21 protein-coding genes and 2 pseudogenes are annotated in these 24,962 nt (G+C 59.0%); 14 read left to right on the forward strand and 9 right to left on the reverse strand.

All coding sequences use genetic code 11. The annotated features are described in order from the left end of the window. Positions 1-7 precede the first annotated feature (7 nt). From acdA to ACQR1I_RS31770, 8 genes and pseudogenes are all read left to right on the forward strand, one after another. A complete protein-coding gene (gene acdA, locus ACQR1I_RS31735; RefSeq protein WP_434870207.1) occupies positions 8-1,219 on the forward strand; it encodes a 3-sulfinopropanoyl-CoA desulfinase in 1,212 nt (403 codons plus the stop codon). A 364-nt stretch (positions 1,220-1,583) separates the two neighbouring features. Further along, positions 1,584-2,666: an AraC family transcriptional regulator gene (locus tag ACQR1I_RS31740; RefSeq protein WP_434870208.1), complete on the forward strand. Its 1,083-nt coding sequence runs from the start codon at positions 1,584-1,586 to the stop codon at positions 2,664-2,666. Between the two features lie 246 nt (positions 2,667-2,912). Beyond that, positions 2,913-3,704: an esterase/lipase family protein gene (locus ACQR1I_RS31745; RefSeq protein WP_434870209.1), complete on the forward strand. Its 792-nt coding sequence runs from the start codon at positions 2,913-2,915 to the stop codon at positions 3,702-3,704. Positions 3,705-3,775: 71 nt separating this feature from the next. After that, a complete protein-coding gene (locus ACQR1I_RS31750; protein WP_434870210.1) occupies positions 3,776-4,201 on the forward strand; it encodes a phasin family protein in 426 nt (141 codons plus the stop codon). Positions 4,202-4,257: 56 nt separating this feature from the next. Beyond that, positions 4,258-5,985: a long-chain-fatty-acid--CoA ligase gene (locus ACQR1I_RS31755; RefSeq protein WP_434870211.1), complete on the forward strand. Its 1,728-nt coding sequence runs from the start codon at positions 4,258-4,260 to the stop codon at positions 5,983-5,985. A 74-nt stretch (positions 5,986-6,059) separates the two neighbouring features. Next, positions 6,060-7,505 carry a WS/DGAT/MGAT family O-acyltransferase gene (locus ACQR1I_RS31760; protein ID WP_434870212.1) on the forward strand — a complete coding sequence of 482 codons (1,446 nt, stop codon included), beginning with the start codon at positions 6,060-6,062 and terminating at the stop codon, positions 7,503-7,505. Beyond that, the gene (locus ACQR1I_RS31765; protein WP_434870213.1) at positions 7,414-8,880 is read left to right on the forward strand and encodes an MFS transporter; all 1,467 of its coding nucleotides are present in this window, start codon (positions 7,414-7,416) and stop codon (positions 8,878-8,880) included. Before ACQR1I_RS31760 ends, ACQR1I_RS31765 begins: the two co-directional genes overlap by 92 nt. 464 nt (positions 8,881-9,344) lie before the next feature. Beyond that, positions 9,345-9,881, forward strand: a pseudogene (locus ACQR1I_RS31770) (transposase); the annotation flags it as partial. Positions 9,882-10,006: 125 nt separating this feature from the next. Here ACQR1I_RS31770 and ACQR1I_RS31775 read toward each other — a convergent pair. Next, positions 10,007-10,378: a nuclear transport factor 2 family protein gene (locus ACQR1I_RS31775; protein WP_434870214.1), complete on the reverse strand. Its 372-nt coding sequence runs from the start codon at positions 10,376-10,378 to the stop codon at positions 10,007-10,009. 73 nt (positions 10,379-10,451) lie between these two features. After that, positions 10,452-10,841, reverse strand: a complete 390-nt coding sequence (locus ACQR1I_RS31780) for a nuclear transport factor 2 family protein (RefSeq protein WP_434870215.1) — start codon at positions 10,839-10,841, stop codon at positions 10,452-10,454. A 207-nt stretch (positions 10,842-11,048) separates the two neighbouring features. On the opposite strand from ACQR1I_RS31780, the gene ACQR1I_RS31785 reads away from it, so the two are divergent. Next, positions 11,049-11,930 (forward strand): AraC family transcriptional regulator, encoded by an 882-nt coding sequence (locus ACQR1I_RS31785; RefSeq protein ID WP_434870216.1) that lies wholly within the window; start codon positions 11,049-11,051, stop codon positions 11,928-11,930. Between the two features lie 10 nt (positions 11,931-11,940). Here ACQR1I_RS31785 and ACQR1I_RS31790 read toward each other — a convergent pair whose 3' ends face one another. Then, positions 11,941-12,312, reverse strand: a complete 372-nt coding sequence (locus ACQR1I_RS31790) for a winged helix-turn-helix transcriptional regulator (protein ID WP_434870217.1) — start codon at positions 12,310-12,312, stop codon at positions 11,941-11,943. Positions 12,313-12,422: 110 nt separating this feature from the next. On the opposite strand from ACQR1I_RS31790, the gene ACQR1I_RS31795 reads away from it, so the two are divergent. The 3 genes from ACQR1I_RS31795 to ACQR1I_RS31805 all read left to right on the forward strand — a co-directional run bounded on the left by ACQR1I_RS31795 (position 12,423) and on the right by ACQR1I_RS31805 (position 14,447). Further along, on the forward strand, positions 12,423-13,301 hold the full coding sequence (locus ACQR1I_RS31795; protein ID WP_434870218.1) for an SDR family oxidoreductase: 879 nt from the start codon (positions 12,423-12,425) through the stop codon (positions 13,299-13,301). Positions 13,302-13,330: 29 nt separating this feature from the next. Further along, the gene (locus ACQR1I_RS31800; protein WP_434870219.1) at positions 13,331-13,801 is read left to right on the forward strand and encodes a hypothetical protein; all 471 of its coding nucleotides are present in this window, start codon (positions 13,331-13,333) and stop codon (positions 13,799-13,801) included. Positions 13,802-13,880: 79 nt separating this feature from the next. Next, positions 13,881-14,447, forward strand: coding sequence for a class I SAM-dependent methyltransferase (locus ACQR1I_RS31805; RefSeq protein ID WP_434870220.1), 567 nt, complete (start codon positions 13,881-13,883; stop codon positions 14,445-14,447). A 164-nt stretch (positions 14,448-14,611) separates the two neighbouring features. On the opposite strand, the gene ACQR1I_RS31810 is transcribed toward ACQR1I_RS31805, so the two are convergent. The 4 genes from ACQR1I_RS31810 to ACQR1I_RS31825 all read right to left on the reverse strand — a co-directional run bounded on the left by ACQR1I_RS31810 (position 14,612) and on the right by ACQR1I_RS31825 (position 18,199). Next, complete coding sequence (locus tag ACQR1I_RS31810) at positions 14,612-15,742, reverse strand: PLP-dependent cysteine synthase family protein (RefSeq protein ID WP_434870287.1); 1,131 nt, start codon at positions 15,740-15,742, stop codon at positions 14,612-14,614. Positions 15,743-15,749: 7 nt separating this feature from the next. Then, positions 15,750-16,127 (reverse strand): RidA family protein, encoded by a 378-nt coding sequence (locus ACQR1I_RS31815; RefSeq protein WP_434870221.1) that lies wholly within the window; start codon positions 16,125-16,127, stop codon positions 15,750-15,752. Positions 16,128-16,208: 81 nt separating this feature from the next. Further along, on the reverse strand, positions 16,209-17,498 hold the full coding sequence (locus ACQR1I_RS31820; protein ID WP_434870222.1) for an MFS transporter: 1,290 nt from the start codon (positions 17,496-17,498) through the stop codon (positions 16,209-16,211). A gap of 104 nt (positions 17,499-17,602) precedes the next feature. Beyond that, the gene (locus tag ACQR1I_RS31825; RefSeq protein WP_434870223.1) at positions 17,603-18,199 is read right to left on the reverse strand and encodes a helix-turn-helix domain-containing protein; all 597 of its coding nucleotides are present in this window, start codon (positions 18,197-18,199) and stop codon (positions 17,603-17,605) included. Positions 18,200-18,457: 258 nt separating this feature from the next. Here ACQR1I_RS31825 and ACQR1I_RS31830 point away from each other — a divergent pair, with 258 nt between their 5' ends. Further along, a complete protein-coding gene (locus ACQR1I_RS31830) occupies positions 18,458-22,096 on the forward strand; it encodes a hydantoinase B/oxoprolinase family protein (RefSeq protein WP_434870224.1) in 3,639 nt (1,212 codons plus the stop codon). 459 nt (positions 22,097-22,555) lie between these two features. Continuing rightward, positions 22,556-22,740 (forward strand): annotated as a pseudogene (locus tag ACQR1I_RS31835) (hypothetical protein); the annotation flags it as partial. Between the two features lie 301 nt (positions 22,741-23,041). Here ACQR1I_RS31835 and ACQR1I_RS31840 read toward each other — a convergent pair. After that, positions 23,042-24,754 carry a recombinase family protein gene (locus tag ACQR1I_RS31840; protein WP_434870225.1) on the reverse strand — a complete coding sequence of 571 codons (1,713 nt, stop codon included), beginning with the start codon at positions 24,752-24,754 and terminating at the stop codon, positions 23,042-23,044. A gap of 34 nt (positions 24,755-24,788) precedes the next feature. Next, on the reverse strand, positions 24,789-24,962 hold the full coding sequence (locus tag ACQR1I_RS31845; RefSeq protein ID WP_434870226.1) for a hypothetical protein: 174 nt from the start codon (positions 24,960-24,962) through the stop codon (positions 24,789-24,791).

Raw genomic sequence — 24,962 nt, forward strand, 5'->3', positions numbered from 1 at the left:
CTAACTCATGGATATGAAGCTCTCGTCGGAGCAGTTGAAGCTCCGAAACGTCGCTCGCGAACTTGCCGAAGCCGAATTCGCTGCCAGGGCTGCGGAAGTCGATCGGACTGAGGCCTATCCCTTTGACAATGTGGCCGCCCTCAAGGCGGCCGGATTCATGGGGTACACCATTCCGAAGGCATATGGCGGGCGCGGCGGCAGCTATTTCGAGGCGGTGCTTATCATCGAAGAAATGGCTCGCGTTTGCGGTGCCACCGGTCGGATTACCGTCGAAGCGAACATGGGAGCGATCTCGGCCGTCATGCAATACGGCACCGAGAAACAGAAGCGGTTGGCTGCCGATCTTGTGCTTGGCGGCGACAAGCCAGCGATATGTATCACCGAACCGAATGCCGGATCAGCGGCGACTGAAATGACGACGCGTGCCGACAAGCGCGGAGATACCTACGTGATCAATGGCAAAAAGCACTGGATCACCGGGGGAGGGGTTTCAAAGCTTCATTTAGTATTTGCCCGTGTCTTCGATGAGGCTGGAGTAGAGCAGGGCATCGGAGGCTTCATCGCTTTGGCCGGCACCCCTGGCTTGGTCGTCGGCAAGCGCGAGCCGGCGATGGGGCTTCGCGGAATCCCCGAGACAGAGCTTCTTTTTGAGGGTCTCGAGGTGCGTGAAGACATGCTCGTTCTGCCGCCGCGCGGCCTGCGTGGCGGGTTTGCTGATCTGATCAATGCCTATAATAGTCAGCGGGTCGGGGCTGGTACGGTGGCCCTCGGAATCGCCCAAGGCGCTTTCGAGAAGGCGGTGACCTTCGTAAAGGAGCGCGAGCAATTCGGGCGGCCGCTCGCGGAATTTCAGGGACTGCAGTGGATAGTGGCCGACATGGCCGTAGCCCTCAATGCAGCACGGCTTTCCCTTCATCAAGCCGCATCGATCGCCGACCCGTTTCCGGATCCTCTCTTGGCCGCACAGGCCAAGATCATCGCTTCGGAAACAGCTAACGTCGTTACCAATCAGGCGCTACAACTCCATGGCGCTCGCGGATACTCGCGCGATTACCCCCTGGAACGCGCGGTCAGAGACGCACGCATGTTCACGATTGCGGGTGGCACGGCGCAAGTGCTGAGGACGCTGGTTGCCTCGAGAGTGCTCGACATGAAGAGTCCGCAGACGCGTGGCGGCTACATCAAGCCGCTCACCTCTCATTGCGCCGCAGTAGAGTGAGAGCGGCCCGAAGCGGCACTCGCTCTCATCCGGTTAGCAGATCGCCCCGGCTTTGTAGCGGTCATGACTGCAGAGATCATATCAGGCTAGCCGTAGCGCGGCCTTTTGGAGGAGGATGCGTTGAGGAGACGTAGCGGCAATGCGAGACCCATTCAGGCCTCCCCCAGAGCCGCGGTAGAAGCTCGCTTTGCTCCAACGCGTCGCCTGCCACGCAGCCTGGCTCTGCCGCTCAAGCTGGTCCTTGGCGAGGTCCGTAGCGCGACAGCTCGGTTTCAAGCGACAAGCCGTTGTGCCGGTCGCTGCCGGTGAGTAGTCTGTGCCTCGGGAGAGCAGGTGATCCACTGAAGGAGAATTGACCGGGACCATGAGCGTGGTGGACAAAGGAAATCAACTGGATGGTGAGTTGCATTGCCAGAGCCGACAAGGGTTTGTGCAGCGCATCTACTCGCCGCATTCGATCGCCGCGATCGTGTCTGAGCTAGGCACGCAAGGTGTCGAGGCATCGCTGGCTCTCGACGGCACGGGCTTGAGCGAGGCTGAGCTTAAGGCTCATACCACTCAGGTCTCCTATAGGCAGCTCGATCTCGTCATCCGGAATGCGCTTCGTTTGTCGCGCGACCCAGGCGTCGCGCTTCGCGCTGGCCGGCGCATGCACATTACGGCGTACGGCATGTACGGATATGGGCTGTTGAGCAGCCCCACGTATGCGGATGCTCGCGAGTTAGCCAATCGCTACGTCAGGGTAATCGGTCCGTTTTGCGATGCCGTTTCGTCGTGCGACGGCACGACGGTGCTCTGCACCATCGAGCCGCGGCATTGGCCGCATCCGACCGACGACCTCCACCGGTTCGCTGTCGAATTTGCGTTGTCGGCACATCTGACGACGGCCAGGGATCTGGCCGGGCCATCGTTTGCCTTCTCGGGCATTTGTGTTGCTTACGCCCCGCCGGCACATGCCGGCGCGTATGAAGACCTGTTCGGATGTCCGGTCCAGTTTGCGCAGCGAAGCAACACCTATCGCTACGATCTGTCGACAGCGGACGGTCCGCTGGCACTGGCAGATTCGCGGAGCCATGCTATGGCGTGCGAAATTTGCGAACAGGTCCTTGGGGAGGTCAATCGGGGGGGCGGTGTCGCGGCGGATATCCGCCGGATCCTGATCGAGCAGCCCGGTCGATATCCCAGTATCGACGTGATCGCCGAAAAGCTGGCAATACATCCTCGCGCGCTGCGACGCCGGTTGGAGGCACAGGGGACGTCCTACCGCGATATTCTTGCCGAGGTGCGAATGCGCCTCGCCACCGAGTACCTGCGGAAGACGACTATGACCAACGAGGAAATCGCCAATCTTCTCGGTTACAGTGATGTTGCAAATTTTCGGCATGCATTCTTACGATGGACAGGCAAGAGCCCGTCCAGGTTCCGTATCTCCGGTGGCATTTCTTGACGCCTTTACAACCGTGAGATGGAGACGCTGCAGTTAGTTGCTCGGCAGTAGAGACGCCCGGTCGGCTGTCCAAAACTAACCCGCTCCGGCGGCCGATTCGCACCTGTGCAAGGCGCCGGGGCCTCGATAGCTTGCCCGTCAAATAAACCCGCACAAAAGGTCTGGCTGAACGAGGGTGTTCCGATCCCGGTCATGCGAAGGACTTGTTGCTGAAAAGCGGGATGACGGTAAGGGGAGACGTTTGGCATGGGACGGGCAACCGATCCTGCAGAGCCGCCATCGCGGTTGTTGCTGGCGCTTGAACTGCGCGGCATCTTGGAATTGCAGGCATTTTTCGCTGTCTATCCGCTGATGCGGCATGCACCGCGCGGCGACGGGCATCCGGTGCTAGTGCTGCCGGGTCTGGCAGCCAGCGACGTTTCTACCCGGCCACTGCGCGTGTTTCTGAAGGAGCTAGGCTACGCCGCCCATGGCTGGAAGCAAGGGCCGAACCATGGCCCGCATCCCGGCGTGGAAGAGGGCATCGATGCACGGGTCGCTGAGCTCGCGGCCCGTTATGAGCGCAAGATCAGCGTGATCGGATGGAGCCTCGGCGGCGTGTTTGCGCGCGAGGCGGCGCGTCGGGCGCCATCGCTGGTCCGACAGGTGATCACACTGGGCAGTCCTTTCGCCAACGAGCCGAAGGCAAGCAACGCTTGGCAAGTCTACGAGGCCTTGAGCGGACGCCAGTCGGACGACTGGCCCGGGCGTCATGCCATGAGGCTGCCGCCCCCCGTTCCGAGCACGGCAATCTACAGCCGCACCGACGGAATTGTCGCCTGGCAAGGCTGCCGCGAGCAGGAGAGCGCGACCACTGAGAATATCGAGGTGGAGAGCAGTCATTGCGGGCTAGGGCACAATCCGGTCGTGCTCTACGCGGTAGCGGACCGGCTTGCCTTGCCCGAAGGCCAATGGCGCCCGTTCGACCGCAGCGGCGTGCGCGGTCTGCTCTATCCAGATCCGCAGCGCAGCAGCCGTGAGAGAGAAACGCGCGGCTAAGCCAGCCTGTTCTAATCATACCTACCACCCCTGACCCGCGACGACACCATACCCACACAGGAGGAGCTTCCATGGAAACTGACGGCAAGCCGCAAAGCGGTGCGATATGGTCCGACGACCTGAGAAAGTTGGCGGACACATTCAAGCTGCCGGGCCTCGACATCGGAGCGCTGATCGAATGGCAGCGCAAGGACATGGACGCCCTGGTCGAGGCGAACCGGCAAGCGTATGCGGGGATCACGGCCCTCATCGAGCGGCGCAATGAGATCCTGAGGGACACTCTCGCGCAATGGCAGGCGGCGATCGGCAACGGGGTGAGTGTAGATGGTTTGACCAAGCAAGCTGAAGCGGCGAGCCTGGCAATTCGAAAGGCGTTCGAGAATTTCCGCGAACTTTCTGAGATGGAAGCGCAGTCGCGCAACAACGCCTGGAAGGTCGCGCAGGATCGCCTGCAGGACAATCTCGCCAATTTGACGAAGCTGCTTCAGCCTAAGTAGCGCCGCGACCCCGAGCGCATTGCGGCTCCGTCTTCTTTCTTTGAGAGAGATTTGCCATGAACGACATGCCATGGATCAGGTCCTACCCCGGAGGGGTACGCTGGGACACCGAGATCGTTCCCATGCCTGTGCAGCAAATTCTCGATGACACCGCCGCAAAGCGGCCGGATCGCCCGGCCGTCGAGTTCATGGGCAAGCGCCTGAGTTATCGCGAGCTCGGCGATCACGTGAACCGCGCGGCCCGGGGCTTGCAAAAGCTCGGCGTGAAGCCCGGGGTGCATGTCGGCCTGTTTCTGCACAACACGCCGCACTACATCATCTCGTTCTTTGCGGTCCTCAAGGCGGGCGGCACGGTGGTGAACTACTCGCCGCTCGATGCGGCGAAGGTGCTGGAGCACAAGATCGAGGACAGCCGGACCGATATCCTGATCACGCTCGACCATGTGACGCTGTACCCGCAGATGGCGGGAATGCTCGGCAAGACGCGGCTGCGGAAGCTGGTGGTCGGGAGCCTCGCCGAGATGACCGCGGCGCCGGACGCGGTCGTCGCCCAGATGAAGGCCGGGAAGCAGGTGAGCGACGTCAGCTGGGACGAGAGCCACATCAGCTTCGCTGACCTGCTCGACAATGATGGCGCGTTCGAAACCCACCCGATTGCCGATCCGCGCGAAACCATCGCCGTGCTGCAGTATACAGGCGGCACCACCGGGCTGCCGAAGGGCGCGATGCTGACGCACGGCAATCTTTCGGCCGCATGCCAGCAATACAAGGAGACCACGCGCGGCGAGCCGCCGGTGCTCGTCGAAGGGCAGGAGCGGTTGCTGGCGGTGCTGCCGCCCTTCCACATCTACGCGCTGACCGTGAACGTGCTGTTCGGCCTGCTGTACGGCATGGAGATCGTCCAGCATGTTCGGTTCGATCCGCAGGCGGCGCTGGCCGAAATCGCGCAGAAGCAAGTCAGCGTCTTCTGCGGCGTGCCGACCATGTTCACCGCGCTGATCAATCACCCGGAGACGCCCAATCACAGCCTGCGCTCGCTCAAATATTGCGGCTCCGGCGGAGCTCCGTTGCCGCTCGAAGTCGCGCAGCAATTTGCTTCGATCACGGGATGCCAGCTGACCGAAGGCTGGGGCATGACCGAGACCTCTCCGAGCGGCACGTTCACGCCGGCTCAACCCGGCGCGATGCGCAAGGCAGGCTCCTGCGGCATGCCTTCACCCGGCATCATCATCAAGTTTCTCAGTGTCGATGACCCCACGCAATATGTCCCGCTCGGCGAGCGCGGCGAAATCTGCATCAAGGGGGCCAACGTCATGAAGGGCTACTGGAACAACCCTCAGGCGACCGCCGAGGTGACCACGTTCGATGGCTTCATGCGCACGGGCGACGTCGGCTATATGGACGAGGACGGCTTCATCTTCATCGTCGATCGGACCAAGGACATGCTGCTGTGCAGCGGCTACAACGTCTATCCGCGGGTGCTGGAAGAAGCGATCTACAAGCATCCCTCCGTCGAGGAGGTCGCGGTGATCGGCATTCACGACACGTATCGTGGCCAGTCTCCGAAAGCCTTCATCAAGCTGAAGGCAGAAGCGGAGGCACTTTCCCTCAGCGAGCTGCAGAGCTTTCTGAAAGACAAGCTGGGCAAGCACGAAATGGTTCAGGCGCTCGAAATCCGTGCCGAGCTGCCGAAGACTGCCGTCGGCAAGATTTCGAAGAAGGATCTGTATGACGAAGAGGCGCGCAAACGCGCCAGTTCCGACGAACAACCTTCCTCGACCTAACCCAGAATATCTTTTTTAGACTAACGAAATATCGGACGCCGTGCTCGTTCGACATCGCAGAGGAGCGATCAGGAATGGACCAGCTCAGCAGCATGGACGCTTCGTTCCTGCATCTGGAGACGCCGGAAACGCCGATGCATGTCGGCAGCTTGATGATATTCGAGCTTCCAGAGGGATATCAGGGCGACTACTACGAGGACGTTAAGGCGCTGCTCGGCAAGCGTCTGCATCTGGCCTCCGTGCTGTGCCGCAAGCTGGCGCAGATGCCGTTCGAGCTGGCCGAGCCGGTGTGGATCGAGGATGACGACATCGACCTCGACTACCATGTGCGCAGCGTGACGCTGCGCCGTCCAGGGACCATGGCGCAGCTCGAGCAGTTGGCTGCGCGGTTGCACTCCACGCTGCTCGATCGCAGCCGCCCCTTATGGGAAATGTACGTCATCGAGGGGTTGGAGAACGGGCAGGTCGCCTTCTACACCAAGGCCCATCACAGTGGCGTCGACGGCAAGGCCGGAGTCGAAATCGCTAAGGTACTCTACGACGTCTCGCCGCAGATGCGCGAAGTGCCGCCACCACGGCGCAAGCGCAACACAGGAGGCTATCAGCTCGGTATGACCGAATTGCTGCAGGCCGCGGTCGCCAACTCGGTCCAGCAATATCGCAAGCTGGCGGATCTCCTGCCGACGGCGGCAAAAGCAATGGCCGCGGCTGCGAGCGTCGTGGCCAGCCAGCGTTCGGCCGGCGGCGCGCGTCCCCTAAACCTCGGGCTCGCCCCGAAGACGGTCTTCAACGACTCCGTCACCAATCAGCGATCCTACAGTACGCTGTCGCTGCCGCTGGCGGATGTCAAAAAACTCGGCCGGCGGGTCGGTGGCACCGTGAACACCATCGTGATGGCAATCTGCAGCAGCGCATTGCAACGATTCCTTACGGAGCGCGATCTGCTGCCCAAGGAATCGTTGATTGCCATAGTCCCAGTGAGCCTGCGCGCCGAGGGCGACAGTGCCATGAACAACCAAGTATCGATGGTTCGTGTCGACCTGGCGACCGACATCAAGGAGTTGCCAGAGCGCTTCAAGGCGATTCACGCTTCGTCGGAAGCGGCCAAGGCGGTGGTGCGGGAACTGAAGCCAGTGCTCGGGGTGGATGTGCCGATCACGGGCTCGCCGTGGCTGATGACTGGGCTCGCTTCGCTGCTCGGGCGCTCCAACCTCGCGAGCCGCACGCCCGCGGCCGGTAACGTTCTGATCTCCAATGTGCCCGGCCCGTCGATGACGCTCTACATGGCCGGCGCACGGATGGTGCACTACTTTCCGGTCTCGATTCCGTTTCACGGCAGCGCGCTCAACATCACGGTACAGAGTTATGCCGGGTTGCTCGAGTTCGGGCTGACGGCCTGTCGCCGTATTTTGTCGCAGGACGAATCCTATGAGCTCGTCGAGCATCTGCGGTCCGCGCTACGCGAGATCGAGGCGTTACCTCCGGTCGAGCAGACGCCGGGCGCGGCGACAGCCGCATAATCTAGTTCAAGGGAGAACGAGCATGCATGCTATCGACGCGACCGGGTCGTCACCGGGAATGTCATCGGAGAGTGAGGAACTCAAGTCAGCTTTCTCGCGCGTCAGCTGGCGCCTAATCCCGCTGCTGTTGATCGCCTACATGATCGCCTATCTTGACCGCATCAACATCGGCTATGCGCAGCTCCAGATGAAGCAGAGCCTGCCGTTCGACGAGGCCGTCTACGGCCTCGGCGCCGGCGTGTTCTTCATCGGCTATTTCCTGTTCGAGGTGCCGAGCAATCTGCTTCTGGAGAAGATCGGCGCACGCAAGTCGCTGCTCCGCATCATGGTGCTCTGGGGCGTGACCGCGGCGGCGATGATGTTCGTTTCGACGCCGCTACAGTTCTACGTGCTGCGGTTCCTGCTCGGCGTCTTCGAGGCGGGGTTCTTTCCCGGCGTCATCCTCTACTTCACCTACTGGTATCCGTCGGTGCGGCGAGGTCAGGTGATCGCCACGTTCATGTCGGCGACTACTATCGTCTCGGTGATCGCGGGACCGTTGTGTGGCGCCACACTGAAATATTTCGACGGCTTCGGCGGCCTTCACGGCTGGCAATGGCTGTTCGTAGCGCAGGGACTGCCCGCGGTCGCGCTCGGTCTGCTGGTCTATCTGCTGCTCGAAGACAAGCCTACGAACGCGTCCTGGCTCTCGGATCGCGAAAAACAACTGCTCGGCGACAGCTTACGGCAAGATGCGACACGCGCACAAGGCAATCCGGCCGGCGGCTTCGGAGGCATGTTGAAGGATCCGAAGGTCTATCTGCTGTCGCTGGTCTATTTCTGCCTTCTGGGCGCAACCTATACCATGGTGTTCTGGTTGCCGACCCTGATCCAGAGCTGGGGTGTCAAGGATCTGTTTCTGGTCGGCATTTATGCGGCGATTCCGAACGCGGTCGGCGTTATCGGCATGATCCTGATCGGCCGCCATTCGGACGCATGGAAGGAACGCCGCTGGCATTTTGCAGCTTGCGTCGCGGTCGCAGCTGTCGGCCTGTTCGTCACCACGCTGCTGCAGGGCAGTCTGGTGGGCTCGGTGTTGGCGCTGTCCCTTGCGGTCATCGGGATCGCATCGGCGACGCCGCTGTTTTTTGCCCTGGTCAGCGAGTATCTCTCGGCAGCGACGGTCGCCGGCGGCCTTGCGTTGATCAGCAGCCTCGGCAATCTCGGTCCTGCCGTCAGCCCGTCGATCAACGGGCTGATCGTCAGGAGCACCGGTGACAATACCTACAGTATGTATTTTGTGATCGCACTCTATTTGGTGTCGGGGGCGCTATTGCTGTTGGTGAGTCAACGGCCTTTACCCATGGGCGTAGCCACGCCTGCGCACGCGGGTTAGTAGGGCAGCGCGCAGCTGAACTTCTGGCTGATCCATTGGTGGATCTCGTGCTGTTGCGGGGAGGGCGGGAGGACACCAACCGTCCTCCGTCTCCTACTGCCAGTTGTCGCAAGTCCCTTGATGCCGGCTTACGAGATAGCAATTCCCTCCTGAGCAGGATCCATCATATCAGCCAGTCCCTTTCCGAAGCGCTTTCGCCCACTGCACGGCCACGACACTTGCACAACAATAGGCGCGCCCCAGAATGCAACCCGTGTAAGGCTTCGCGACATGGGTCAATAGACGGAACTTTCGACTTCTGGATAGACTTTTGGCCTCAGTCTCAACGATTGTCATTGTTTCATCACCGACAGCAAGTGATCACTGCACCGCGTCAGGCGACGGGTTACGGCTTGTCCTCAAAACTTCGAAAAAGAGAAGGCCGCTCACCGATCGACCTATGAATATGTCAGATCGCATTGTCACGGCCCGTCAAGCTCGTCGTCTCCGACGTCTATGAGGGTATCAAAGCTGCGGTCGGAAAGAATCTCGACGCACCTAGCAGCGCCGCTCGTACACTTCATGCGCAACGCGCTGGCGATGCTGGCAGGAGCGGACGACGCAGGGTCTCCGCCCTCATTGCTACCGCGTTTGAGGACGACGCCGAAGCGGCGCGAACGCACTGGCGGCGCGTCGCCGATCAACTGCGCCCCAAATTACCCAAGCTCGCGGTCTTTCTCAATGAGGCCGAGACCGACGCGTTGGCCTAAATGAGCTTCCCAGTTACCCACCGAGTCAAACTGCACTCGACCGTTCCGCTCGATCGCTTCAATCGCGAGGTCAAGCGACGAACGGAGGTCGGCATCTTCCCCAACGGGGACGCCAATACCCGCCTGGTCGGCGCCATCCTGCACGAAGAGAACGACGAGTGGGCGCTTCAACGCAGGCGCTACATTCTGCTGGAAACCATCGCGTGTCTGGGCGATGGTCCCGACGTCAGCCTTCCGGCATTCGCCAGCTGACCGATCCGGCCCACGCCGGCGAACGCGGTTAGTCGCAGCCAGCTACACAACGCTCAGGGAAAGGATTCCGCGCAGCCGAGCGAGGGGGCAGGAGCCGTCTCGCTCGCCTCCGCAAACGTTCGACTTCAGAACATCGGATTATTGTTTGCGCGCTCATCGGGCATTTGCATCATTGCGTCCCAGTGCTCGGCCAGCTTTCCATTTTCGATGCGATAAATATCGATGAAGCGCCATTCTTTTCCGGCCATTTCATAGCGCGAATGAAGAATGACGATGTCGCCGTCAGCGACCACATGCTTGAATTCTATTTGCTGCTTTGGCACGCCCTGCGAGGCCAGCATCTGGACGAGCTGCTTCACCCCATCCGGGCCATCGGCAATCGTTGGATTGTGCTGAACAAAAGTCTTGCTCATGCATTCATCTACCGCTGATGCATCCAGGTCACCGAAAATTCGTTGGTAGGCGGAGGTGACGATTTTCTTGTTGTCCGCGCTCATTGCTGAGCTCCTTCGAGAAATGAACATGGTGTGAGCAGTGAAGCTACTTTTCCGCAGCGTTCTGCGTGAAGATTTATTTGCCCCAGAACTTGTCTTCCTGTTCGGGGTCAGACGAGAAGAGCCAAACCTCGACGATCTTGCCGTCAACGATACGCAAGAGGTCGATGCCAGGCTGGTTGAGCGTGGCGCCTTCGCGTCGGGCTGAGAACTCGATTTCGATCGCGACAAGATCGCCATTGGAGAGATAGCGGTGGGCATGAGTAATGGCGAAGGTGCCTCCGGAAGCTGCCATCATCGCGCCGAACATCGCGCCGAACTCGCCGATGCCGTTCTTGACGCCGGAAAACTGGTTGGCGCCGGGCTGGTGCCAGACAAGCTGGGGTGAGATAAGGCTGCCAAGAGCCGCCTGATCTCCAGTCTGGACGGCTTTGATGTAGTTCTTTGCGATATCGATGTTGCTCATTTGGCCACCGTTGTTGAAACGAAGTTGAGCCCTTCAGCCAGCATTGCCCGCCGCTCGTTGTGTTTCTCTGCCGACAATTGCCTGCCGCTTCCGGAGGAAGTTGGGCGTTGATGTGTGATATTTAATGGAAAAACTCGCGGTGCTACTGGTGAAAATGCGCAAAAAAGAGATACATATTGGACATTCGTAATATCGGGAGTGCTTGGATTGACAAAAGTCGCGGGAGATATCTCCTGGCTTGGATATTCACCCCCGGGTCGCAAGCTCGACATGGAAGTCTTTCCGTTTTCCGACATCCTGCGACGGACGAATCCGGCCGTCGTCCGGGCCCCCCATCGTTACGAATTTCACTTGCTACTCCTGGTGACCGAAGGTGTGCCGACGCAAGTGGTGGACTTTGAGCCGGTACAATGTGCTCCCGGTTCCATTCTCATCTTGCGTCCCGGTCAGGTGCACAGTTTCGGTCCCGATCTGGACTGGGAAGGATGGCTGGTTCTCTTTCTTCCGGAGTTTGTGCCGACCGTCTCCGATGTTCCTGCGGATCTTACGCCGGGAAGAATGCTGGAACGCATGCCCGAACACATCAGGCTTGACCCAAAGGCCTTTCGGGCGACGAACGACGCGATCGTCACGATGGCCGATGAAGCGCGAAGCGACGTCCAGGCCGAAATCGTTCACACACTCCTCAGATACCAGTTATGCACACTTATCCTGCGGCTTCATCTGCTTAACGGGGAACGCGGCATGGCTGGCGCGCAGCGTAGCTCGTCAATGATGCGTTTTGTGAAATTTAGGGAATTGCTGGAGGCGAACTATTCCAGCTGGCATCAAGTTGCCCCTTATGCAAAGGCGCTCGGGTGCACCGAGAAGAGTGTCAATCGTGCTTCAAGGGAGGCGACGGCGCTTGGCGCGAAGGATTATATTGCGCGCCGGGTTATCCTCGAGGCCAAGCGGCTCCTGGCGCACACGGACAAGCCCATTTATTTGATCGCCGAGAGCCTCGGCTTTGATGAAGCCACCAATTTCTCAAAGTTTTTCCGAAAGTACGTCGCGCACTCTCCCGTTGAATTCCGCGCCCTATATCGCTGATCCATCTTGGTCATGTTCGCGCTGCGTGTTGATCGGTAGCGCTGCGCCCGACGTCGTCAGGCAAGGCGCTGGCCCAAGCTTCGAGTGCATCGGTTACCGCTTCGAGTTTGGCGCCAAAAGGCGTCAGAGCATATTCCACTTTTGGTGGCACCACGGGATGGACCGTTCGTGTGATGATTTTGTCAGCCTCAAGCTCGCGCAGCTGAGCCGTAAGCATCTGTTGGGTTACATCCGGAATGGCCCGGCGCAACTCGCCGAATCGCTTCGTTCCCTGCATTAGTTGGAAGATGATGTACAGCTTCCATTTCCCCGCAAGCAGGGAGACTGCGCGCGTGACGGGACAGGCCGGGCCTGGCTCGCAGGTCGGCTTTGAGCTGGTCATCTCAGCCTCCTTAGTATGAAAATCCATAGTATGTCTGAAAATTATGCGTTCTTGTGATTCTGAAGGTAACGATCAAATCTCGCGGTATCAAGCAACGAGAGGAGATCGCGGTGAAAAACATTCTGGTTATCGGGGCGACGGGGCCGCAGGGACGACCGGTCGCGGAGAAACTGATGGCAGCGGGTTTCATGGTTCGTGCCATGGTGCGCGATCCTGCCAAGGCGGCGGATCTTGCGGCCAAGGGGATAGAGGTCGTGAAGGGCGACCTCGACGATCCTGAGAGCGTTGATGCGGCTGCAAAAGGACAGGACGGTGCATTTATGCTCCTATCCTTCTTTTCCGGGACTGCTGCGCAAGCCAACAACGTGATCGCTTCGGCAAAGCGTGCAGGCATCCGGCAGATCGTTTGGAACGCGACAGGCCCCGTTCTGCCCTTCGACACGGGCAATCCCTCGATCGACTTCCGTCGTCCGGTTCTATCCGCTCTGCAGGACAGCGGTATCTCGTTCGTGGCGCTGCAGCCAACCGTCTACATGGAAAACTTCCTGATTCCGGCCATCGCAACCGAATTGGCAGAAATGGCTGTACTGGCTTATCCGATGCCCGAGGCAGTGAATTGCCAATGGATAAGCCATCAGGATGCCGCCGCGTATGTCGTCGCAGCGTTTCGGCGCGGCGCAACCGGGAGCCTCACCCTTGGAATCAGCGGACCGGAGAAGCTGTCGGGCTCTCAGATCGCTGAGCGGATGGGCAAGGCCCTCGGGCGCAAGATCGCCTTTCGTCCGATGCCCCCCGAAGAGTTTGCCAAGGCCGTTGCTTACGGCGGCAACGAAGACGCCATCGTCGGGTACTACAGCGCGGTTTTCCAGAATCCCGAGATGATGAGCACGAACGTAGACCACCAGGCGGCACTCGACCTCTTGCCCATCGCGCCGATGTCCATCGAAGATTGGGCGCGAATGTATGCGAGCGCCCTGAGCAAGCATTAGCCGATCAACAGACGCTGGAGCGAACAATCATGAAAATGACAGTATCTAACCTGGCGCTGGCCGTCTCAAGCCTGCTTATGCTTGGAGCGACAACGACCCGCGCCGCGTCCCAGGTGAATGTACCCGCACCGACAATCACTGCGCCTGAAAATGTCAAATGGTTTCCGATGATCCCCCAAATGGGCGACAAAGGCCCGGCTATGGCTGTTGTTTCTGGTGAGCCCGGCGTCATCGGCAAGCCGTTTGCGGGCCTGTTCCGAGTGCCCGCAGGCGGTGTTTCACCTACGCATATTCATAGCTCGGACTACTGGGCCGTGATGTTGAGCGGTACCGAATCCGCCCGGGTTGCACCTGACAACGAAGCGAAGCCGATTGCTCCGGGCGGGTACTGGTTCCAGCCCGGTAAGGCCGAGCATATCAACAAGTGCCTTAGCAAAGAGGACTGCGTGTTCTTCGTCTACTATCCGAACGGGATGGATTATGTTCCGGTTGAACACTAATCCTTGAGTCCTGCGAAAGAAAAAGGCGGCGGCCCCGGTAACCCCGGGCCGCAGCCGCTCGTCAGACGAGAAGCCGCTTATGACCAATCCTTATCGAATGTTCGTACGCCCCGAGGGTATTGATGGCGAGCGAGGTATCGATTTGATGGAGCAGTTAGGTGATGGAATGGCCAATGAAGCAGTTGCAAATCTCAGGCTCACACCAACCGACGAAGTAATCGAGATCGGGTTTGGTCCCGGAATAGCACTGCAGATTCTGTTACAGACAGTGCAGCAGGGTCATGTGACGGGGGTTGATCCATCAAGGTTGATGCACCGACACGCTGGTCTCAGAAATGAGACCGCGATCCGCGCAGGACGGATAAAATTGATCGAGGGAACGGTAGATGCGCTGCCTTTCGCCGCCGCCTCGTTCGATGCGGCGCTGGCAATGGACAATCTGCATTTTTGGCCCGACCGGCTGGCGGGACTCAAGGAACTGAGGCGCGTCCTGCGGCCCGGCTCGCCGTTCCTCTGCTCGTTCACACCGCCTTCAGGTGGCAGTACGGTCGGTCTGGCGAAGGACATGGCAGCCGCTAGTTTCGTTGACATCGAACAAGTGGCTTGCCTGAAAGGCCAGGCAATCGTCTGTCGAGTACCTAGATAACTGCACCGTAGTCCATTTTCGCTAGTTGAGCATGCTGGTCAACGCAACTCACATTTCCAAGCTTTGCGCGCAGAGTTGATTTCGGTACTCCCCTGTTCTGTTTGCGCTCCGCATCCGCGGCCGCACATGCGTAGCACGAAGGCCCTGTGAGGAACGAGCGTCTTTCACGCGCAATGAGCGATCGGTCGTGAGAGATCGGAGTCGGCGGAGTGGAAGGGGTGCATAGCGCCCTCGTCCAAAAATCTCGTTAGGACCTCAACATGCGGTCGAATGTCCAAATTTTGTCCCTTCAACCAATCGTCGCTGAAGTAGGTGTCGGTATAGCGATCACCGCCGTCGCAAATTAGAGAGACGATTGAACCGCTGTCCCCCTTGGCAAGCATCTGCGCAGCGATGCAGCAGACCCCGTAAAAATTCGTTCCTGTAGAGCCTCCAACGCGCCGGAATAGCCGATCAGACAGCACCCGCATGGCAGCGATCGAGGCGGCGTCCGGAATCTTTATCATGCAATCGATCACCTCCGGAACAAACGAAGGCTCGACACGGGGGCGGCCGATACCCTCGATACGGGATGGCGCGTCGCACGTGACCTCGCGATCGGCGGTTTTGAATGCTTCGAAGAAGGCGGAGCGTTCAACGTCAACGACACAGAGTCCGGTGTGAAAATTCCTATAACGAATATACCGACCTAACGTCGTCGCCGTTCCGCCCGTGCCAGCGCTCATCACAACCCATTTCGGCTCCGGGAATTGCTCGTCGGACATCTGATTGAAAATGCTTTCGGCAATATTGTTATTGCCGCGCCAATCAGTCGCACGTTCAGCGAATGTGAATTGATCAAGATAGTAGCCGCCGGTCTGCTTCGCTAAGCGTTGCGCCACGTCGTAAACCTTCGACGCGTCGGAGACGAACTGACATTCTCCTCCAAAGCGCCTAATGGCTTCAACTTTCTTGCTGCTCGTCATGCTCGGCATCACGGCGATGAACGGAAGGTCGAGGAGATTGGCGAAGTAAGCCTCGCTCACGGCCGTTGAGCCGGACGATGCTTCGACAAGCGTCGTACCTTTACGTATCTTGCCGTTGCAAATTCCGTAGAGGAAAAGCGAGCGTGCCAGACGATGCTTTAGGCTTCCCGTCGGGTGCGTCGTTTCGTCCTTCAGGTAAATTGCAATATTGCGTAAACCCCTGAAGATCGGATTGACCAGATGGGTGTCGGCCGATCGCCTCCTATCGCCGTTCAAGATTTCGAGAGCGTGCCTTGTCCACTCACGATCAGATTGAGACTTGAGCAACATCCGGGCCTCACGAAAGCGCGACGATGGCGTCGATTTCAACAGCTGCATCTTTCGGCAACGCCGAGACCTCGTAACAAACCCGCGCGGGGTACGGTTCGATAAAGAAGCGTGCGTACACCTCGTTCACGGACGAGAAGGTCGACATATCCGTTAGCATAATGGTCGTCTTTACGGTCCGGTTGAGCGAAGTCCCGGCCGCTTCAGCGACGGCCTTTATGTTGAGGAGGCATTGCAGGGCCTGTTCGCTCGCCTCCCTCGCATCAATGGTGCCAGTCCGAGGATCGATCGGAAGCTGCCCGGAGACAAAGAGCAGTCCGCCGATGGCGTAGCCCTGAGAATAGGGACCGATCGCCGCGGGGGCGGTTGCAGTGTGTACACGCGTCATCTGAGTTCGTCCTAGGTTGGTGGCCTGGCGGCGGCGTTCTGGTAGCGAACGTGCTGGTCTCACTCCGCCGGCCCGGTATGCTCACCCGGCATGATCATAATTGCGCGATAGGAAAGCCGCGACCGTAGTCAACGCCAAGGCAGCGGCAACGTAGATGGCGACTGCTGTGGGGCTTTGATACTCTTTCAGGAGCGCGGCCGCGATTAGCGGCGCGAGCCCTCCGCCAAATATTCCTGCGAGCTGGTAGCCCAACGAGATGCCGCTGTAACGCACGTGCGTCGGGAATAGCTCCGAAATCAGAGCGGCCAATGGGCCGTACATCAGCGCCCAGAACGTCATCGCCACGCAAATCGCGGTGGTGATCAGGAGCGGATCCTTTGTTCCAAGCAATGGGAAGAAGAGGAATATCCAGACAATTGCGCCGATTGAGCCGACCAAGAAGATCGGCTGCCTGCCGAAGCGATCGGAAAGCGATGCGAACCAGGGTATCGTGAACATCTGTATCGCAGACGCGACGAGAACCCCCTGAAGAGCGACTGACCTGCTCAAGCCCAGCGTCCCAGTGACATAGGTAAGAACGAACAGCGAGAAGATGTAAAAGGCGACGTCGGTGCCGATTCTGATAAAGCACGCCACAAAAAGAGATCTTGGGTGCCCTTTGATCAGGTCGATCAGCGGCCTGGAGCTCGTCCGCTTTTCGCCAGCAAGCGCCATGAATTTTGGCGACTCGTCAATGCCGGACCGTACCCATAGCGCTACCGCGATCAGAATGCCGCTTAGCAGGAAAGGCACCCTCCAACCCCACGACAGAAATTCCTTTTCTGGCAGCATAGCGGACATGGCCGCGATCGCCCCTACCGAAAGCAGATTGCCTGCCGGGACGCCGATCTGGGCCCAACTCGTCTGCAGTCCTCGGCGTTGCGAGTCTCCATGTTCCGCGACCATGAGGACGGCGCCACCCCACTCGCCACCCAGCGCCAATCCCTGAGCCAATCGAAGGATGACAAGCAGGCAGGTCGCGACAACGCCGACTTGGTCGTACGTAGGCAGCAGTCCGATCCCGACAGTCGCCAAGCCCATCAGCAACATTGTCAGCACGAGAATGCGTTTGCGACCCAGCGTATCTCCGTAGTGACCGAAGATCAGGGCGCCCAAGGGACGTGCAATGAAGCCGGCTGTGAACGTCCCAAAGGACAACAGCACGCCAACGGCTGGATCAAAGCTGGGGAAGAAAAGCTTGTTGAAAACGAGGGCCGCAACGGTGCCGTAGATGAAAAAATCGTACCATTCGAGCGTAGTCCCCAGAAAAGAAGACCAGATAACGCCCCGGACCTTCTTTGAAGATCCAGCTTCACCTACAAATTGCACCATGCCCATGTCTCCCCTGGCGGCGGGTCTTCGTGAGGTTCCCGCAAGTCCAGAGGCTACCTGCACAGAAGCAAGGGGTTAGGTCGTATATATGCGTATACTGCTGCTCAGATAAGCTCCATAGCGCGAGCATTGAAGCTTGGCTGCCGCTCGATCGCGCCGGAATCGTCGTCCGACATCACCCTGAAATCGCTGATCAGAACGATCTCCCCATCGGAAAGCTGTGCGGGAATCCAGTATGAAACGCAAAGTTTCTCGACGCCTCCGCCAATCGGCATCCAGGGATTGCAGACCTCTATGCTGGCTAGATCGCCGTCGAAAAAGCCGAACTCGATCGCCAATTTCCAATGACGCTCGAGCGGCTCGGTAAAGAAAGGTCTATAGTTCGCAGTCGCGAGAAAGGACTGGTTGACTCCGTGAAGCGCGGCGGCGCCACGTGAAGCAGCTAGGTTTTGCCCATGCCTGTTCGCGATCTTGACCGCGAACGGTGAATGCAAAACGTTCTGCATTATGAAATGATCGGAGTTAATGCCGCGGCCGAAAATCAGCGAACGTAGTCGCTTCTGAAAGCCCAGATCGGGCTCGTGAACCCCACGTTCCCAACGCGAAATTGTCGCCTGCTCTACACTAAGGATTTCAGCGAGCGCGATTTGTGTCAGGCCATTGTTGCGGCGATACCGCTTAAGTTGACTTGCCCAGTGCATGCGCTTCCTCCTGTTCGGTTTTGATGGTTCCAGCGGCTTGGGGCGATGTAGCCCAACGGCATCATGCAAGAAACGAACCGAAAATCGAGCAGAAAAACGTTGCCCACCTCGCTCTACGGGCGGGATGCGACCGCGTATTGGAGCCATTTGCCACGGGAGCGCAGCATTCAGCCGATGGGCATACGAATATATACGCGCTGGCAAACCGACGGGCGAAGAAATCATCTTCCGTGAGCTTACGAAAGCCGCGAGGAAAAGATGAAAAAGACCAGTTCGACTGCTCGGGCAAATGTCGGAGGCTATCTTTTCGGCATCGATCGAGGTGGCACTTTCACAGATATCGTCGCTTGGGCCCCGAATGGCGACGTGCGTGTCAAGAAGATACTTTCCAATCGGGTAAACAACCTCGAAGATTCCGCCATTAGCGGAATCCGTGAAATCCTCGCACTTTCTAAGGGCCATCAGATCGGGCCTGACCTCGTCGAAGCGGTGTGCATGGGCACTACCGTCGGCACCAACGCCCTTCTGGAGAGGCAGGGAGCGCCAACGGTGTTTGTCACGACATCGGGCTTTAGAGATGCGCTCCGGATCGGATATCAAAACCGACCAAAATTGTTCGATTTGAACATACAGCTGCCGTCACAGCTCTATTCCTCAACTGTCGAGGTTGATGAACGAGTGGACGTCCATGGCTCTGTGCTTGTCAGTCTCAACGAAGCAAGAGTGCGGCGTGACCTCGAGAGCGCCTATGCCATGAACTACAGAGCGTGCGCGATCGCCTTCATGCACGGGTACAGGTTTCCCGAACATGAGATGGCCGTTGCCCGTATCGCTCGTGAAATTGGGTTCACGCAGATTTCTACATCTCATGAATGCAGCGGGATGATCAAGTTCGTAGGACGAGCGGAAACTGCGGTTGTAGATGCCTATCTCACGCCGATTTTGAGCGCTTACAAGAAGAAACTGGACGATGCGCTGGGGGCTGTGCCGCTTTTCTTCATGCAGTCCAACGGCGGCTTGATCGAGTCCTCCCAATTCAAGGGCAAGGATTGTGTTCTGTCAGGGCCCGCCGGCGGGATCGTGGGCGCGGTGACTACCTGCAAGGCGGCCGGCATCGGCAACGTGATCGGCTTCGACATGGGCGGAACGTCTACGGACGTTTGGCACTATGCCGGCCATTTCGAGCGCACGACAGAGAGCCAGATCGCCGGCGCGCGCGTTCGCTCACCGATCATGATGATTCATACCGTCGCAGCCGGTGGCGGGTCGATCATCTCCTTCGACGGGAGGCGTTTTAAGGCGGGTCCGAAGTCGGCTGGCTCTGTACCGGGGCCGGCATCGTATCGGAACGGGGGCCCGCTCACGGTCACAGATTGCAATGTCTTACTCGGCCGTATCCCGCCTCGACATCTTCCCAACATCTTCGGTCCGAACGGGGATCAACTGCTGGACGAAGTGAGGCCGAACGAGCTGTTCGACGAGCTGACCCTAAGAGTGAACGCGGACGCTACAGACGCGAAAACGAAGTACGATTGCGCAGAGGGCTTCCTCGACATTGCGGTCGAAAACATGGCGAACGCCATCAAGAAGATCTCGACAGAGCGCGGGTATGACCTCTCGAAGTATACTCTCTGCTGCTTCGGTGGAGCCGGTGGTCAGCATGTCTGCAAGGTCGCCGAGAAACTCAATATGAGCAGCATCTTCATCCATCCCCTAGCCGGCGTGCTTTCGGCATTTGGCATGGGGATCGCCGATATTCGCGCGATGGAAGCCGCAACAGTGGAAAGGGTGTTCGACGCGAACGAGAAGAATTGGCTGCCGTCGCTAATGGCAGGTCTCGAAGGCAAGGCAAAGGCGAAATTGGTATCGCAGGGTGTTAGAAGCGCGGATATCGTCGTCATCCAGCGAGCGGTCGTCCGCCACAAAGGCGCCAGTTCAGGTCTGGAGGTCGTGTTCGAGTCCCTCGCAACCTTGCGCCAGACCTTCGAGGCCCTTCACGAGAAACACTACGGATTCGGGCTCCCGCATTCTGACGTCATTATCGAGTCCGTCACGATCGAAGCCGCTGGCTCGCATCGCCCGGCAATCAAGGCAGCCGCGGCAATCGCTACGGCGACCGGAAGAGGCGCGGTGGCTTTCGATCGTACCAGGATGTACGCAAACGGGCGCTTTCAGGATGTACCCGTCTACAAGTATGATCAACTGGGACTAGACTCGGAAGTTGTTGGCCCTGCAATCATCATAGACCCGTTCTCAACCACTGTCGTCGACGTCGACTGGCGGGCGATCAAGGACGCTACTGGCGCCCTCAAGATCGACTATGTTGGAGAGGCGCGATCAACTTCTGTCGATCCGCGTAAGGCCGATCCAATCCATCTAGAGCTATTCAACAATCGCTTCCGTTCGATCGCGGATCAGATGGGCCACGCCCTGGCGAATTCCGCCCATTCGGTGAACATCAAGGAGCGTCTGGATTTTTCTTGCGCCATCTTCGACAAGAGCCGCGACCTCATCGCAAATGCCCCGCACATTCCGATCCATCTTGGCGCGATGTCGGAGAGTGTGGACGTCGTCGCGCAGGAGTTCGGCGACAGTATGGAGGCTGGCGATCTGTTCGTCCTCAATTCGCCTTACAAGGGCGGGGCGCATTTGCCGGACGTCACGGTCGTGATGCCTGTGTTCAACGCAGATGGCAGCGAGGTTCTATTCTACACGGCAGCGCGCGGCCATCAGGCGGATATCGGGGGCAAGACGCCAGGTTCTCTCCCTCCCGACAGCAGAGACATATACGAGGAAGGCGCTCTCATCGAGCCGATGCGCCTCGTTCACAAAGGAGCGTTCGCCCATGACGAGCTGCTTCGTCTGCTGACGACGGCTCGATATCCGGCACGAAATCCGAAGCAGAACATTATCGACTTGCAGGCGCAGGTTGCTTCCTGCATCCGCGGCGGCGATGAGTTGAAGCGTTTGATCCTGGAATATTCGGAGGCCGTTGTGGCTGCCTATGGCGGCTTCATCCAGGATGTTTCGGAACAGGAGCTAAGAGCGATCATCGACCAAATTCCGGAGGGGGCATTCACTTGCAAGCATGATATGGGCCATCACGTTTCTGTCCGCATCACGGTGGACAAGGAGAAGAGAAGCATCAAGGTCGATTTCACAGGAACAAGCCCTCAGGTCGAGACAAATTTCAATGCGCCACCGGCGATCGCGAGGTCCGCGACGCTGTATGTATTCAGGACGCTGATCGACAGGGATATACCTCTCAACTCGGGATGTCTGCGGCCGATCGAAGTTGTAATTCCGCAAAAATCGTTGCTCTCTCCGGAACACCCCGCGGCGGTGTCGTCTGGCAACCCAGAGACTTCGGTGCTGGTGACGGACGCTCTCTACGGTGCGCTCGACATAATAGGCGGATCGCAGGGAACCATGAATAATTTCACCTTCGGCAATGACACGTATCAATACTACGAGACGATTTGCGGCGGCGCAGGAGCTTGTAGCGGCTTCGATGGCGCGTCGGCGGTTCACACCCATATGACGAACTCGCTGATGACAGACCCGGAAGTATTCGAGCTCCGGTTCCCGGTTCTGCTGGAGGAGTTCAGCATCCGTGAGGGCTCTGGCGGGAAAGGTCAGTGGTCGGGAGGCGAGGGCACGAAGCGACGTGTACGCTTCCTCGCGGCGCTGGACATGGCGATTGTATCAAATCGCCGGGTTATAGCCCCGGCCGGTGCGAAAGGTGGCGATCCCGGAGCGATCGGAGAACATCGCGTTGTGAGAGCTGACGGCGCGATCACAAATCTGATCAGCTGCGACGCCACTCATATGAACGTCGGGGATGTCTTCGAGATCCTGACCCCCGGCGGGGGCGGCTACGGCGCCAGGCAGGACTAGCCCGGATATCTCGCCGAAAACGACGCATTGAGGCGCTGAATCAGCGAAAGGTCTTTACGAGAAGGACGTTCAGTCGATCCGGAGAGCACCCCGCTGCCGACAGATTGTAGCGCAGATCTATTCGAATTTGCAGCTGTTCGGCGGAGGGGTACGTCGAAAGACGGGAAGTTGTGGCTGGCATCGACGATGGGGCGATCGCGTCGGATGCCGGCCGATTGCTGCTGGGGGGCACGGATTGCGCGATCGGACTGGTGCATCGATCGCCGGGGTGCTTCCACGACGAGCGTCGCCAGGACTTGATCGAGCACGAGGTGGCGACGTTCGGTTCGTCATCGCATGGTCGGTATCGCGCTCGGATGCGAGGATATCAATGGCACGATGAGCTGCGCCCCCGACGCGACGACGGCCGTGTTGGCCGGTTGCCGGCTAATCGACACGGAACCGGCCCGAGTTGAGCAAGCTGCATCGACCAACGTGCATTCGGTCGGTGTCCGCGACCGAGGAGATGACCTTCTCCATCGACGAGATCAGCCGTCAGGTCGAGGTCTCCGCGCAGATCGCAAGCGACGCGATGGAGCAGGCGCGGCGGACACAACGAACGTGTCGGCGAACTCGCCAAGGAGTCGGCGCGGATCGGCGACGTGAACTCCCCAAACTCATTGTGTCGGCCGCCCCGATCGCACGGGTGGGCGTGTTGCGAAGTGCCTATGGTTGATCGTCCAGCAGGTCCGCTTTGGGAAGCTCGGCCAACGAGACGATGTCGGACGTTGAGGTTTATCGCGTGCCCACCTTGGGCCTCGGCGATATGGGGCACATGGCGAACGAATGGCGGTATCGAAGCCAGCGGCTAGATTGAAACAACTTGTGAAGCCCCCCGCCCTACAGAAAGCTCTAGGTACATTGACGGGTACACTATGGAGAATGATAAACAAAATCTATGTAAGATCAGTGAGATGAGCAGATGTTCGATTCCGCCCCTGGGCACCATTCCTGAACAGATCTACGAACCCGGGGCGAGGGTTGGCCCTGGGGTCCGAAAGTGGACCGGATGTTATCGTTTGAGCCGATAATCCGGATTTTGTCTTCCGACACGATGATCGCGTCCACCACGCTCGACAAATAGGCCTTCCGCGCGGCTACATCGCCCGAGAGGAGCTGCTCACGCATAAGACGCGTAAACCGGTCAACCGCGACGGGATCAATCTCGATCGGGGTTGCACTGGACTTCTTCGCGTAATCCAGAGCCTCGACCGCCCTGTCCCGGCTGGCCTTCAGAGCGGCAACCCGCTCCTTGAGGGTCGGATCGGTGCCATCGACGGTCCCGGCCTCGATAGCCGCGTAGAGGCGCCCCAGGCGCTCCTCGGCCTCGGTAGCCTGACGAGCAAGATCAACGATCCGGCGGTCGGCAGAAGCCTGTCGCTCATCTCGCCGGGCTTTCAGGGTGAGAAGAATTGAAGTCACCCGGTCCGGCTGCAGCAATTGGTCGCTCAGCGCCTCGACGACCAGCTTTTCGATGACTGGCCGCGGGATCTTCCGATTGACGCAATTGGCCCCGTTGCCCTCCTTGTGGCGTCCCTGTTTAGTTGCCTGAATGCACTTGTAGTACGAATAGATTTTTCCCGTTCTGGACGTGCCCGTGGCAGCCGACAGTGCGCAGGAGACCTCGCAGTCGCAGCGGACGAGGCCGCCCAGCAAGGACGGCGCGGAGGTCAGGCGCGGCCCCCTCGCACGGGGCTGGCGGGCAACCAGGAGCGCCTGGACCTCATCGAAGAAGGCGCGATCGATGATCGTGGGGATCTCGTACTCGACGATTTCCGCGGCATCTTTACGTTCGCCGTCGCCCTTGCGGTTGAACTCATTGAAGCGGCGAACGCCCGTATAGGCCTCCCGCGTCAGAATCTCGTGTACCGTACCGGTGCCAAAGAGCGAGCCGTTCCTTGAGCGAAAGCCGCGCTCGTTCAGCCAGATTGCAATCTTCTTTGTGCCCAGCGGGCCGGAATTTCCATCGCCATTGCGGGCTAGGTCGAATGCGCGAACGACGATCTCGGCCTCGACCGGCTCGACGGCGAGCTTTTTCTTTTGCTTATTGCCGATGACTTCGGCATCGACAGACTTGTACCCGAACGGAATGATGCCCCCGTTCGAGAATCCACGGCGAGCATTCTCCTTCATGGTCCGGGTGGTCGCGCGGGAGGTCTCCGCCGACTGGAATTCGTTCACGATACCGATGAACTTGCGAAACATGTCTCCGCTCGCATCATTGGCGAGCGGCTCGGCGAAAGAAATCAGTTCGACCTTGTGCTTGCGCAGCGCCCGCACCGTGAGTTCCTGCTCGAATTGATTCCGAAATGCCCTCGAAAACGAATAAACGAGAATGGCGTTGACCGACCGCGTGCCGTCGGTTGCTCGCGCGACCATGTGCTCGAATGCAGGTCGCTTCATATTCGTGGCGGTCTCGCCTTCATCGCGAAAAATGCCGACAATGTTGTCGCCATCCCGCTTGCAGCGGTCGACCAATTGGTTTTCCTGATCGGTCAGGCTGAGCGCGTTCTGGGCCTGGGCATCGGTCGACACGCGGATGTAAATCAAGACGTTCCGAGACGTCTTGACCACCTCCTCCGAGGTCGCCTTCAGTGTCTGAAGATGTTTCCGTGCCATTCGAGTGCGCCCCCATTGAGCTCGTCCATCGAGTCTAGCGAGGCGAAACGAGCTTGTGAAGCAATTCGATTGCAGTTGCGCGCGGCTTGCTGATATCGATCGTCTCGCCGTAGCGACGCTTCCATTCGATACGGAAAGCCTCGTGCAGCATTTCGGTGTGTGTTTCGAGCAGCCGACGAAAGGTTGCCTGAGCACCGTTGTCCGGCAA

Source organism: Bradyrhizobium sp. HKCCYLS2038 (assembly GCF_051167655.1).
In the GTDB taxonomy this organism is placed as follows: domain Bacteria; phylum Pseudomonadota; class Alphaproteobacteria; order Rhizobiales; family Xanthobacteraceae; genus Bradyrhizobium.

Excerpts from the sequence above, each read along its gene's own strand:
- ACQR1I_RS31805 (WP_434870220.1), top strand. The coding sequence starts at position 13,881 with ATGACCAATCCTTATCGAATGTTCGTACGCCCCGAGGGTATTGATGGC.
- ACQR1I_RS31740 (WP_434870208.1), top strand. The coding sequence starts at position 1,584 with ATGAGCGTGGTGGACAAAGGAAATCAACTGGATGGTGAGTTGCATTGC.
- ACQR1I_RS31800 (WP_434870219.1), top strand. The coding sequence starts at position 13,331 with ATGAAAATGACAGTATCTAACCTGGCGCTGGCCGTCTCAAGCCTGCTT.
- ACQR1I_RS31840 (WP_434870225.1), bottom strand. The coding sequence starts at position 24,754 with ATGGCACGGAAACATCTTCAGACACTGAAGGCGACCTCGGAGGAGGTG.
- ACQR1I_RS31780 (WP_434870215.1), bottom strand. The coding sequence starts at position 10,841 with ATGAGCAACATCGATATCGCAAAGAACTACATCAAAGCCGTCCAGACT.
- ACQR1I_RS31830 (WP_434870224.1), top strand. The coding sequence starts at position 18,458 with ATGAAAAAGACCAGTTCGACTGCTCGGGCAAATGTCGGAGGCTATCTT.
- ACQR1I_RS31810 (WP_434870287.1), bottom strand. The coding sequence starts at position 15,742 with ATGTTGCTCAAGTCTCAATCTGATCGTGAGTGGACAAGGCACGCTCTC.
- ACQR1I_RS31750 (WP_434870210.1), top strand. The coding sequence starts at position 3,776 with ATGGAAACTGACGGCAAGCCGCAAAGCGGTGCGATATGGTCCGACGAC.
- ACQR1I_RS31820 (WP_434870222.1), bottom strand. The coding sequence starts at position 17,498 with ATGGTGCAATTTGTAGGTGAAGCTGGATCTTCAAAGAAGGTCCGGGGC.
- ACQR1I_RS31760 (WP_434870212.1), top strand. The coding sequence starts at position 6,060 with ATGGACCAGCTCAGCAGCATGGACGCTTCGTTCCTGCATCTGGAGACG.
- ACQR1I_RS31765 (WP_434870213.1), top strand. The coding sequence starts at position 7,414 with ATGAGCTCGTCGAGCATCTGCGGTCCGCGCTACGCGAGATCGAGGCGT.
- ACQR1I_RS31790 (WP_434870217.1), bottom strand. The coding sequence starts at position 12,312 with ATGACCAGCTCAAAGCCGACCTGCGAGCCAGGCCCGGCCTGTCCCGTC.
- ACQR1I_RS31815 (WP_434870221.1), bottom strand. The coding sequence starts at position 16,127 with ATGACGCGTGTACACACTGCAACCGCCCCCGCGGCGATCGGTCCCTAT.
- ACQR1I_RS31745 (WP_434870209.1), top strand. The coding sequence starts at position 2,913 with ATGGGACGGGCAACCGATCCTGCAGAGCCGCCATCGCGGTTGTTGCTG.
- ACQR1I_RS31825 (WP_434870223.1), bottom strand. The coding sequence starts at position 18,199 with ATGCACTGGGCAAGTCAACTTAAGCGGTATCGCCGCAACAATGGCCTG.
- acdA (WP_434870207.1), top strand. The coding sequence starts at position 8 with ATGGATATGAAGCTCTCGTCGGAGCAGTTGAAGCTCCGAAACGTCGCT.
- ACQR1I_RS31775 (WP_434870214.1), bottom strand. The coding sequence starts at position 10,378 with ATGAGCGCGGACAACAAGAAAATCGTCACCTCCGCCTACCAACGAATT.
- ACQR1I_RS31755 (WP_434870211.1), top strand. The coding sequence starts at position 4,258 with ATGAACGACATGCCATGGATCAGGTCCTACCCCGGAGGGGTACGCTGG.